General features: G+C 70.9%; 7 protein-coding genes. All 7 read right to left on the bottom strand.

Translation table 11 applies throughout. From position 1 onward, the window contains the following. Positions 1-20: 20 nt before the first annotated feature. Positions 21-1,052 (bottom strand): ABC transporter ATP-binding protein, encoded by a 1,032-nt coding sequence (locus HAV40_RS09165; RefSeq protein WP_166380438.1) that lies wholly within the window; start codon positions 1,050-1,052, stop codon positions 21-23. A 13-nt stretch (positions 1,053-1,065) separates the two neighbouring features. Continuing rightward, positions 1,066-2,217: an ABC transporter permease gene (locus HAV40_RS09160; RefSeq protein ID WP_166380437.1), complete on the bottom strand. Its 1,152-nt coding sequence runs from the start codon at positions 2,215-2,217 to the stop codon at positions 1,066-1,068. Between the two features lie 8 nt (positions 2,218-2,225). Further along, positions 2,226-3,215, bottom strand: coding sequence for an ABC transporter permease (locus HAV40_RS09155; RefSeq protein WP_166380436.1), 990 nt, complete (start codon positions 3,213-3,215; stop codon positions 2,226-2,228). A gap of 70 nt (positions 3,216-3,285) precedes the next feature. Then, complete coding sequence (locus tag HAV40_RS09150; RefSeq protein WP_166380435.1) at positions 3,286-5,214, bottom strand: ABC transporter substrate-binding protein; 1,929 nt, start codon at positions 5,212-5,214, stop codon at positions 3,286-3,288. A gap of 256 nt (positions 5,215-5,470) precedes the next feature. Continuing rightward, positions 5,471-6,547, bottom strand: a complete 1,077-nt coding sequence (locus HAV40_RS09145; RefSeq protein ID WP_203670878.1) for a GntR family transcriptional regulator — start codon at positions 6,545-6,547, stop codon at positions 5,471-5,473. Between the two features lie 214 nt (positions 6,548-6,761). Beyond that, complete coding sequence (locus HAV40_RS09140; protein ID WP_166380433.1) at positions 6,762-8,600, bottom strand: GTPase; 1,839 nt, start codon at positions 8,598-8,600, stop codon at positions 6,762-6,764. Further along, a complete protein-coding gene (locus tag HAV40_RS09135) occupies positions 8,597-12,241 on the bottom strand; it encodes a GTPase (protein WP_166380432.1) in 3,645 nt (1,214 codons plus the stop codon). The genes HAV40_RS09140 and HAV40_RS09135 overlap by 4 nt, the downstream gene beginning before the upstream one ends. Between the last annotated feature and the right edge of the window lie 123 nt (positions 12,242-12,364).

Raw genomic sequence — 12,364 nt, 5'->3', positions numbered from 1 at the left:
CGGCCGTGGGGTGGGCGGTGTCAGCGGACGGGCTCGCCATCGCGGGCCACCTCCTCGGTGTAGAGCATGCACCGGGCGGCCCGCCCGGCGTCGAGGTCGACGAGCGGGACGGGGCCGCGGTCGCATACGCCCGGCATCATCGCGTCGCAGCGGGGGTGGAAGGCGCATCCGCTGGGCCGGTCGTAGGGCGACGGCACGCCGCCGCGAATCGGGGCGAGCCGGGTGCGGGTGCCGGGTTTGGGCACCGAGGACAACAGGGCCCGGGTGTACGGGTGGGCGGGCCGGTGGAACAGCGAGTCGACGTCGGTCTGCTCGGCGACCTGGCCGAGGTACATGACGACGACCTCGTCCGCGATCGACGCCACGACACCGAGGTCGTGGGTGATGAACATGACGGCCATGTCGAGTTCCTGCTGCAGCTCGGCGAACAGGTCGAGGATCTGCGCCTGGGTCGTGACGTCCAGGGCCGTGGTCGGCTCGTCGGCGATGAGCAGGGCCGGTTCGCAGGACAGCGCCGCGGCCAGTGACACCCGCTGGCGCATGCCGCCGGACAGCTGGAACGTGTACGAGTCCATGTGCCGGCGCGGGTTCGGGATGCGTACCCGGTCGAGCAGGTCGACGGCGCGTTCGTGGATCTGCTTCTCCGGCAGCGGCAGGTGCAGCCGGATGGCTTCCATGACCTGGTCGCCGACGGTGTGCACGGGGCTGAGCGAGGTCATCGGCTCCTGGAAGACCATCGCGATCTCGCGGCCGCGGATCTCGCGCATCTGCTTGCCCCGGGCGGGCAGCGCGGCCAGGTCGACGACCTGCCCGGCCTGCTCGCCGTGGGTGCGGTGGAGCAGGATCCGCCCGCCGACGATCTTTCCGGGTTCGTCGACCAGCTGCAGGATGGAGTGGGCGGTGGCGCTCTTGCCGCAGCCGCTCTCCCCCACCACGCACAGGGTCCGGCCCCGGCGCACGTCGAACGACACGCCGTCGACGGCGCGGGTCACGCCGTCGCGCAGCAGGTAGTGCGTCTGCAGGTCCTGGACTTGCAGGATCACGTCGGACATGGGTTCCTCCCTCCTACTGCCGGTACGGGTCGGCGGCGTCGCGCAGGCCGTCGCCGACGAAGTTGAACGACAGCACCGCGACGACGACCGCGATGCCGGGGGCCAGCACCAGCCACGGCGCGGTGGTGATGGCGCGCAGGTTCTGCGCCTCCTGCAGCAGCACGCCCCAGCTGACCGCCGGGTACTGCAGGCCCAGGCCGAGGAAGCTCAGCGTCGTCTCGGCGAGGATCATCGCGGGCACGGCCAGGGTGACCGAGGCGATGATGTGGCTGGTGAACGACGGCAGCATGTGCCGCCACATGACCCGCATCGGCCCGGCCCCGTCGAGGATCGACGCGGTGACGAAGTCCTCGTGCCGCATGGCCAGGAACCGGCCCCGGACCTGGCGGGCCAGGTCGGTCCAGGCCAGCAGCGACAGGATCACCGTGATGGCGAGGTACGTCTGCACCGACGACCAGGTCGGCGGCACCGCGGCGGCCAGGCCCATCCACAGCGGGATCGTCGGGATCGAGGTGAGGAACTCGATGACCCGCTGGATGACGGTGTCGACGGCGCCGCCGTAGTAGCCGGAGATCCCGCCGAGCAGCAGCCCCAGCAGCAGGCTGAGCAGGACGCCGATCAGGCCGATCGACATCGAGATCCGGGCCCCGTGCAGCACCCGCGACAGCACGTCCTGACCCTGGGCGTTGGCCCCGAGCGGGTAGAACGGGTCACCGGCGTGCACGGGCCCGAACAGGTGGATGTCGGAGGCGATGAACCCGAACATCTCGTACGGCTTGCCGTGCACGAAGAACCCGAGCGCGATCTTCGTGGACTCGTCGACGGCGAACTTCTCCTCGAACGTGTCCGGGTCGCGCTGCATCGTGTACGGGTGGGTGTAGAAGCCCCAGTCGCCGTCGTCGTACACGTGCACGGTCTGCGGCGCGGCGTAGGTGTAGCGGGTGTCGTACTGGTCGAGGGTGCTCGGGGCGACGAAGTCCGCGAAGATCGCGAGCAGGTACACCGTGGCGAGCACGATCGCCCCGGCCATGGCCAGTTTGTGTTTGCGGAAGCGCCACCAGACCAGCCGCCACTGCGAGGCCTGGTCGCGGCGGCGCGGGTCGGTCGCGGACATGGTCACCGGCTCGGTGCGCGGCGGGGTCCCGTCGGGGATCGTGACAGTCATCGCGTCTCCTAGGAGTACCGGTGCCGGATGCGCGGATCGGCCCAGCCCAGCATCAGGTCGGAGATGAGGGTGCCGACGACGGTCAGCACGCTCACCGCGAAGATGAGGCTTCCGGCCAGGTACATGTCCTGCGTCTGCAGGGAGCTGAGCAGCAGCGGCCCGGTCGTCTGCAGGCTGAGCACGATCGCGACGACCTCACCGGAGGACACGACCGCGGGCAGCACCGCGCCGAGTGTGGACAGCAGCGGCGCGATGGCGACCCGCACCGGGTACTTCACGATCAGGCGGGTCTCGGAGTTGCCCCGGGCCCGGGCCGCGGCGACGTAGGGTTTGCGCAGCTCGTCGAGCAGGTTGGCGCGCATCACCCGGATCAGCGACGCGGTCCCGGCCAGGCCGGTGATCGCGACCGGGATCCACATGTGTTTGAGCAGGTCGACGACCTTGCCGAAGCTCCACGGGGCGTCGATGTAGCGTTCGGAGAACAGCCCGCCGACGTCCTGGCCGAAGAAGTTGTACGAGACGTACAGCAGCACCAGCGCGACCAGGAAGCTGGGGATCGCCAGACCGAGAAAGCCCAGGATGGTGACGGCGTAGTCGCCCAGGGAGTACTGGCGCACCGCCGAGTAGATGCCGATCGGCACCGCCATCGCCCAGGTGAACACGATGGTCGCGATGGACAGCGCGATCGTCAGCGGCAGCCGCTGCCCGATCAGCTCCGCGACCGGCCGGTGGTAGACGAACGACTGGCCGAAGTCGCCGTGCAGCACGATGCCGGAGATCCATTTGAAGTACTGCACCCAGATCGGCTGGTCCAGCCCGTACTGCTCGCGCAGCACGGCGATCTGGGCCTCACCGACCGCGCCGTCGTCGCCCATGCGCTCGATCGAGGTGGTCAGGAAGTCGCCCGGCGGCAGCTGGATGATGATGAACGCGACGAACGACACGCCCCAGATCGTCAGGAGCGCGTACGCCAGCCGGCGCAGCACGAAACGCATCATGGCATCGGCCCCTTCCAGGGCGCTCGTCGAGCCGCCGGTCCCCGACGCGCGGGGACCGGCGGCTCTGGGGTCAGTCGACGAAGAACTGCTCCGGGTGCGCCGCACCGACGTTGGGGAACGTCAGGTCGCCCGGGATCGACTTCGGCACGTTGTGGAAGTTGTTCTTGACCACGCCGTAGCCGTGGATCGGCAGCACCGTGCCGATCACCTGGAACTCGTCGCGTACGCCGGCCAGGATGCCCTTCATCAGGTTCGTGGCCGTCGTCGCGTCGGTCGTGCCGCGGATCTTCTTGTAGTCCTCGATCCATTTGGCGACCGCGGCCGGCGGCTGCTCGCCCTGCGCCCCGTTGCTGAGGTACCAGGTGCCCCAGGCCGGGCCGAACAGCGACACCCGCGGCGCGGTCGGGATGTAGCGGTACGGGTACAGGATCGGGTTGTCGCCGCCGTCCCCCGTGGACACGGCGACATCGTGCTGACCGGCGGTGACCCGCTCGAAGAACAGGGTCTCGTCGACGCTCTGCACGGTCGCCTTCACGCCGACGGCCTGCCAGAAGCGGGTGATGAAGCCCATCGCCTGCACGATGGTCGGGTTGCTGGTCGAGACCAGGACCACGAACTCGATCGGCTTGCCGTCCGGGCCGACCCGCGCCCCGTCCTTGAGCGCGAAACCGGCCTTGTCCAGGGCCGCGTTGGCCCCGGCGACGTCGTACTCGGTGTACTGCTTGGCCATCTTCTGGTCGTAGAACGGCGAATCGGGGCGGGGGGCGGCCTGCCACGGCTCACCCTGGCCCGCGTACACCCCGTCGATGATCTCCTTGCGGTTGATCGCGAGCGACAGGCCGACGCGGAAGTCGCGGTTGCCGAAGATCTGCCGCTTGACCGGGTCGGCGTGGGTCAGGTTGAACATGATGGTGTTGGCGTTCATCTGGCCGGTCTTGACCTCGAAGAAGTCGAAGCCGCCCTTGGCTCGGGCGTTGGCCAGCACCGGCTTGTTGCGGGTGCTGTTGACCGCGCGGGAGGTCAGCTCGACCTGGCCGTTGGAGACCTGGGCGAGGCCGACCTCGGCGTCGGTGACGATGCTGTAGACGACCTTGTCCAGGTACGGCAGCTGCCGCCGGTTCTGGTCGACCTTCCAGTAGTACGGGTTGCGCTCGACGACGACCTGCGAGCCGCCGCCGATCGGGGTGGTGACCTTCCACGCGGTCAGGGTGGGCCGCTCGGCGTTGCCGAACGGGTCGTTCTTGGTCTTGAACGCGGTCACCCAGTCGGCGGGTTTGGCGCTCATGTGGTCGCCGTGGAACTGCTGCAGGTAGTGCATCGGCGCGGCCAGCACCCAGCCGCCGGCCGAGCACATGCCCTGCAGGAACAGGCCGTTGGGGCCGGTGAAGGTGATCTTCACGGTGTACTGGTCGACCTTCTCGGCCTTGCCGGGCTTGCCGTCCAGGCCGACGAACCGTGAGTTCGGGGCCGGGGACACCTCCGGGTGCACGGCGATCTCGTTGACGGCGAACACCACGTCGTCGGCGGTGAACGGCTTGCCGTCGGACCACTTGATGCCCGGCCGCAGCTTGAAGACGTACTCGGTGCCGTCGGCGTTGCTGGTGAACGACTCGGCCAGGTTGGCCTTCACGTCGGCGATGCCGCCGTTGTTCGGGAATGCCGCGTCCCAGGCCAGGACGTTGTCGTAGTAGATCGTCTGCAGCATCCAGGACGAGGCGTCCTCGACCCCGACCGCCACGGTGCGCCACGTGCCGCCGTACTTGCCCGGCCGGTCCACGGTCTGGACCACCAGCGGGTTGGCCGGCAGCCGCTCCTCCAGCTTGGGCAGCCGACCCGCCTTGACCTCCTCGGCCAGGGCCGGGGCTTCCTTCTGTCCCAGGTCTGCCGTGTTCGCCGGGTCATCCGCACTGTCGCATGCCGAGACCAGGCCCAAGGTCCCCAGCGCCGTCACGCCGCCGGCGATCAGGAAACTCCGGCGCCCGACGTTATGTCTGCTCACGCTCGCTCCTTCCATCGCATACCTCATGTGCCACCGGTCTCGCTCCTCGCGATAGAGAAGATCTCGATAGGCAGTGGAGCGATGGTATGCAAGTAGTCCATCTGCGGTCAACAGTTGGTCCACCATTGTTTGGTCCACTGGTCCACCACAGAGAGTGCGCAGGTGGTAACCGGTGTACGGGCTTCGATTCGCCGGGCACCCGGACATGCGAAAGCGCCCGGTGCCAGTGGGCACCGGGCGCTGGAGGAGGCGGGACTCAGCCGCGCAGGTCCCGCATGTGCGCGACCAGACCCTCCTTGACGTACCGGTTGTGCAGCGACTGCTGGATGTCGGCGGCCAGCTCCGGACGCCGCCCGGCCAGCACCGCCGTCAGGTTCTCGAACAGCGCGACGGTCGGCAGCACCGTGAACGACAGCGCCGTGCCCTGCGCCGGGACGATCGCCACCTGCTTGGAGTACCGCGTGATCGGGCTGCCCGGCGAGGCGGTGAACGCCACGGTGTGGCACCCGGCGTCGGACGCCAGCCGCATCACGTCGATCGACCCCCGGAACGGCAGCCACAGCGCTATGCAGAGCACGACGTCCTGCGGGCCCAGCCCGTACATGTCCAGGGCGCTGTCCACCGGCCCGTTCGCCATCACCTGCGCGTTGACGCCGACGTGCTGCAGCATCCGGGCCAGCACCCCGGCCAGCGCCGCCGAAGCGCCCTCCCCGTACACCACCACGCGCCGCGCGCCCTCCAGCGCCGCGCACATCTCGTCGAGCTGCGCCCGGCCGACCGCCTCGTACAGTTTCTCCAGGTCGGCACGCTGCCGTCGGCGCTGTTCGGCCAGCAGCTCATCGGCCTCACCCCCGGCCGGGCGGACCACCGCCGGGTCCAGGCCCGCATTGCGCAGGTACGCCTCCCGCACCGAGGCCTGCAGCGTCTGGTAACCGCTGTAGCCGAGGTCGCGGGCGAAACGCTGCACCTCCTCCGGCTCGACCGCCAGCTGTCCCGCGACCTGGCCCACCGACCCGAAGGCCAGCATCTCCGGCTCCTCCAGCAGCTGCGCGGCGAGCTGGCGGCGGTCGAAGTCGGTGACGGTCGGCGACCGGGACGGCTCCCGGCGCACCAGCCCCTCGCCGACCAGCTGGTTGACCGCCTCGCGCAGCACCGTGCGGCTGACGTTGAGCGCCTCGGCCAGCCGCCGCTCCGGTGGCAGCTTGTCGCCTGGTTCGAGCCGCTCAGCCAGCAGGTAGCGCTTGAGCGCGGTGGCCGATCGTGAGGACAGGCTCTCCCGCGCAGGCATCGCCAGCGAAACGACCGGCAGGTCGGATTCGGCGTCGTCCTTCATCGATCTCCTCGGGCAGCAGACAGGCGTCGCAACATGGTACATCTTTAGACCAAAAAGTCGCGCCCTCGTCGCGTTACGCCCAGCCGGTCGAATGCCGGGAAAACCAGGCGAATGCCTCGCAGTCGCCCAGCTACCACACGCAGACCAGAGGTCTTCGTCATCACCCGAGCGATCACGCTCCGGTGATGACGAAGACCTCGGGAACCTGTGGGGCTCAGCCCTCGATGCTCGCGGTGGCCAGCTCACGCAGCGCCGCGTCCAGATCGTCCCGTGCGGTGGCCAACTGCGCGCCCCGCTGCTCGGCCAGCTTCATGGCCTCGTCGTCAGGGGCCCCGGCCCGCAGCGCCGTTCTCAGCTCGGCCACCTGGCCGCGCCAGCCCGTGCCCTGCGCGCCACCGCCGAGGATCTGCTCGGCCTGCCGCGTCGCCGCGCCGTCGGCCTGCGCCTGCAACTGCGCGCGCTTGTCCCGCAGATCCTGCGACGCCCGCTCCTGCTGCTGCATGCGCAGCAGTTCCAGCAGCACCGGCGCCACGTCCGCGGCGATCCGCAGCGTGTGCGCGGTGTTCTTCAGCCGCTCCGCGTGAACCGGGCTGACGATGCCGCCCGGCTTGCGCAGATAGGCGATCAGCTCGCTGACCCCCTCGTGTTTCTGCAGACCGGCCAGCTCCTGGGCGTACTGCGGGTTCGTGAGCACCCCGTCGATGCCCAGCAGGGACAGCGTCCGGGCGTACGCGTCGGGGTGGACCCGGTCCAGCAGCGACTGGTACTGGTCCAGGTGCTCCGGCACGTCGGCGCTCCTGATGCCCAGCCGCAGCTCCTGCAGCTTGTCCGCCACCACCAGGCCCTTGGCCACGAACTCGCTGAGCCGGGCGTCGAGCCCGTCGGCAGCCGCGGTCTGCGTGACGAACTGCTCGGTAGGCATGCTCAGCGACCGGCCGCCGGAGTCGGTCGCGACCGGGCTCAGCTCCACCTGGGCACGCCGGGCCAGCGCCACCAGCTTGCCGGTGGACTCCGCGTGCCAGGCCGCGACGCAGGAGTTCAGCCGCTCGGCCATCTGCTCGGCCAGCTGCTCCGTCTCGTCCACCGCACCCTGCATGATCACGCTGTGCATCTCGTCGCGGATGTCGTCGCGCAACCGGCTCGCCGCCGACGCGTCGATCGCCGCCAGCTCCTCGTCCAGCACCAGCACCCGGGACCGGTCCGCCTGCATACGCCGCAGCTCGTCCTGGGACTCCGCCAGCGCCGAGGTGGCCTGCTCCCGCGCGATCGCGGCGGCACGGGCCCAGTGCCGCACCTGCGCCGCTGCCCGCAGCCGCCCCGCGTCCGCCCCGGCCAGCGCGGCACGCAGCGCCTGCACGCCGTCCCACTCCCGGCCCTCGGCGAACGCCGAGACGTTCGGCTGGGGGTTGCGCGCGTGCTGCCCGCCCAGATCGGCGACCACCGCGATGACCGGCGGCAGGTCGCCACGGACGTGCCGCCGCAGCGCCGTCACGACAGAGGACCGCTTGCGGTCGACCATCGCCCGGAAACCGCCGAGGTCGTCGATCGGGTCGACCCCGGCCATGTCGGCTTTGCTGATGACCACCACCAGCGCCCCCGGCGGAAAGAACCCGCCACCGTAGGGGGTGATCGCCGTGCCGTCGGCCAGCGCCGCCAGCCTGTCCACGTCAGTGCCGAGCAGCTGAGGCGTCACCGTGACCACGAGCAGGTCGGTCGCCGCGACGGTGGACAGCGCGAGCAGGTCGTGCCGCTGCTCGTCACTGCCGAGCCCCGGAGTGTCCACATAGGTGACACCGGCCGAGCGCGCCTCGCGGATCTCATAGGTCTCCCGCGAGGCGCTGACCGACAGCCATGGCGGGACCGGGCTCCCGTCCTCCACCAGCAGTCGCTTGATCAGGCTCGACTTACCGGCGCTCCACGGCCCGACCAGGGTCACCCGCAACGTGTCGGCGTCGGCCACCCGGCGCCACGCGCCCTCGGCCTCGGCGGCGCTCTGCGCACCGGTCGCCGCCTCGATCGCCCCACGCAGGCGCTGCACCCATCGCGTACTCATCCCTGTTCTCCTTCGAGTAGCTCATTCGCGAGCATCCGCGCGTCCTCATACCGGCTCAGCCTCGCGCTGAGCGCCTCGACCTGCTCAGCGCCCGTACGCAGGCGCTCGGCCGCCTCGCCGATCGCCTCGTCGAGAAGACCGCCCTGAGACGCCAGCCAGGACAGTCCCGGATGGGCCTCGACCACTTGTGCTACCCACCGACCGGCGTCCTCGAACAGCCTGGCCTCACCCCGCTCCCGTTCGCCCTCGCGGCGCTTGCGGGTCCGGGCCGACAGCAGGTCCTCCGCGGTGGTGGCGATCAGTGGCACGAACGGGGCGAGCCGGATGAAGCGCGCGGCCGCTGAACTGCCCTCACCGGCGAGCCGGCCCACCGTCTTGAGCTTCGACAGCGCCGACACCGCACTACCTGCTCTGCCCAGCAGCGAGGACTCACCGGCGCGCTGGAGGAACGGGGCCCGCAGCCGCACGCCCGGTTCACGCTGGTGCGGAATGGCACCGGCCGGGTCGTAGGTCGCCATGTCCTGGGACCAGTGCTCCACCTGCCGCTGAGCCGCCGCGGCCCACTCCTCGACGTACGCCCGCAGGTCGGGGCGCTCGTGCAGGCGCAGAATCTGCTGGGCGATGGCGGCCTGCTCCTCCTTGTCGGTCGCGGCGTCCCACTGGTCGAGATGCGTGCGGATCGCGCCCGTGATGATCCAGTCCAGCCGGTCGACGGCCGCCGACCGCAGCGCGGTGGCGTTCTCCGACCGCAGCCGCAGGTCGGCCTGGAGCATGCGCAGACTGTCCAAATCGGCCTCCAGGTCGGCCCGCGCCGACGACGCCTCCCCGGCCAGGCCGCTGAGCCGCCCCACCGCCCCGAGCAGCACACCGGCGTCGACCGCGGACTGTCGCCACCAGTCCTGTGCCGACCGCCAGCCGGCCCGGAAATCCTCGGTGCCGTCCCAGTCGGCGGGCTGACCGGTCCCCGTCACCGGGTCCGGGGCGAGGCTCACCACCTGCACCCCGCCGATGAGCGGGCCCTGCCCACCCTGAATCCGGTGCAGCTCGCCGAGCAGCTCGGACTCCTTACGGCGGCAGCGCCGCACGAACTCCTCCGGCGACTCGACCGGGTCGGCCCCCATCACGTCGGCATGCCCGATCACGAAGATCACCCGAGCGGCCCTGGACAGGACCCCGCGCGTCCCATCACCGGCGATGAGGGCGGCCAGATGCGGCGTCGCGGTCAGGTTGGGGCTGAGCACGTACCAGACGAACGCGGCGTCGTGCAGTGCCTCGGCGGTGCCCGGCTCGCCCAGCGGCGGCGTGTCGACCAGCGTCACCCCCTCCCACGGATAGTGGTGAACCCGGTCGGTCGGCCCGCGCTCCACCAGCGCGGGCGCACCCGCCAGCGCCGTCATCCGCCGGACCAGAGACGTCTTGCCGGTGCCCCGGTCGCCGACCACCACCACCCGCGGCGACTGCTCGGCGAGCAGGGCACGCAGTTCGGCCAGCGCCGCCTCGGCGGCCGGATCCGCGGCCGGGTCGTGCCCGTTGACCGTCCACCTGTCCAGCCACCGCCGCGCCGCCCCGGCCGGAACCCGGTGCGCCCGGCGCAGGGTCCGCGCCACCCGTTCCGCCACCACCCGGTGCTCGATCGGGAACGGACGCACCGGCACCTCGGCGACCGCCGCACCCGGCGTCTCGTCGACCCAGTCGTCGCCCAGCCACACCCGGCGGCCGGGCCGCCCGGTGGCGGCGTACTCCGCCTCGATCGCGGCCACCGCCGCCGACACGGCATGCCGACCCAGCCCGGTGGGCCCGATCTCCGCACAGGCCGCGGTGAGCAGCGCGGCATGCCCCAGCGCCCGGCGCTCCTGCTCGCGCAGCGACCGCGCCGACCGGACCAGCTCGCTGATCGAGGCCACCACCTGGTCGTACGCGATGCGCAGCAGCCTGCCCCGCACCTGCTGCGACAGCTGCAGGAAGTAGTCGCGCACCGCCAGCCGGGCCTGCGCCAGCGCCACCGCCCGGGACTCCCGCTTGCGGATCAGCCCCTTCTTGCGGAACCGGCGGCCGATGATGTCGCCGAGCAGGCCGACCAGCGCCATCGGCGGGAACACCACGGTGCCCGCCGCGGCCATCGCCGAGCCGTACCGCACGATGTTGCCGCCCATCCGCATCCGCTTGCCCGCGCTGCCGTCGAAGGACGCGCCGGTGGCGGGCATGCTGACCTGGAGGTCGGCTTCGACGGTGTCGAGGCGGTGCCGCAGGTGCGTGGTGAACGACGCCGCCACCGCCTGCACGGCCAGCTCGACCTCGGCCTGCGGGAAGACCGTGGCGGCGAACTCGTCGCCTTCGATCACCCGGTTGCCGGCGAAAGCCTCGTCGACCAACACCTCGGCCCGGCGCAGCGCAACGCGCTCCAGCGGCCCGAAGTGGGAGATCAGCAGGTTGGCCACGTAGTCGACGATCACCCCGGGCCGGTCGGAGAAGATGTCCTGATCGCTGAGCCGCTCCAGCTCCACCAGCTCGGTCAGCACCCGCGCCGTGGCCGGAGGGACAGCCTGGTCTCCCGCGGCGTAGTACAGGTGCCGGTAGTCGCCGAACAGCCACAGCACCTTGGCGATGGCCTGCTCCATCACGACCGCGCGGGCCCGCAGGTCCGCGGCCAGCTCAGTGAGCTCCCGCGCCCCGCCGGAGGCCTGCGACACCAGCTGTCGGGTCAGCGAACCCAGCCGCAGACCGACCGCGTCGGCGGTGATCGCCCTGGTCATCAGCCGTTCCAGCATGTCGACGTGGGACCACGCCATGAGGTTGGCGACGCCGTAGTCGTGGCGGTGCTTGCGGAAGGTCACCGCGTCATAGCCGTCGTAGCTCTCCGGCAACCGGGCGAACGCGGCCCGCCTGCTGTTGACCGCCACGATGGGCACCTCGGGCAACCCGATCTCGGCGAGCTGGCCCTGCAACCACAGCGCCGACTGCGCCACCGCGTCGGACAGCTGGCGGCGAAACGCCGGGTCTGGCACCCGGGGCGGCTGCCGCCACAGCGCGTTCTTGACGTTCAGCACGGCGACGGCCTGCTTGCCGAACTCGGCCACCCATCGGGAGATCTCCGCGAACTCGGTGATCTGGGTGACGGTGTCGTCGAAGCACAGCAGCACCAGATCGGCGGTACGCACCGCGGCCCGCGCCCGCGCGTGCAGCTCCCCGGCGTCGACGGTGCGGCCCCAGCCGCCGGTGCCCGGCGTGTCGACCAGTCTGCTGCCCTGCCAGAGCAGCGCGCCGACCTCGGTGGTGAAGTCGTTGTCCCCCGGCGAGATGAGCGTTCCGTCACCACGACCCAGCGCGGTGATCAAAGTGCTCTTTCCCGCTCCCGTACGGCCGAAGAAGACCACGTTGAACGTGTCGATGTCCGCGAGCTGGTCGGCGACCATGGCGCGCAGCGCGGCGGCCGTCCTCGCGGCCAGCAGCCCTACCTCGTCCTCGGTCCCCTGCGCCGCGGGCGCCCGCGCGGACAGGTCCGCGTCGAGCCGCGCGACCAGCTCACGCAGCCGGGCGGCGACCGGACGGCTCTGCTCCACGGCCATCGCGCAGGCGCGCTGGAACTCTGCTCCGCTGTCGGACGCGAACCCGGCGCCAGGGGCCGTCGCCGTACCGGTCATGCAGCACCTTCACACTTTCCGTTGAGGACGTTGGCCGACCCATACCCGGCCGAGGCCATCAGGATGCGGCCCCCAGTGTCCCCGGCGGGTGCGACAGCGCACAGCATGTCCCCGTCGGCTGAG

Source organism: Catellatospora methionotrophica (assembly GCF_011297335.1).
Lineage (GTDB): Bacteria > Actinomycetota > Actinomycetes > Mycobacteriales > Micromonosporaceae > Catellatospora > Catellatospora methionotrophica.
Note: the sequence above shows the minus strand (reverse complement) of the source record. Positions and strands in the feature narration are given on the sequence as shown.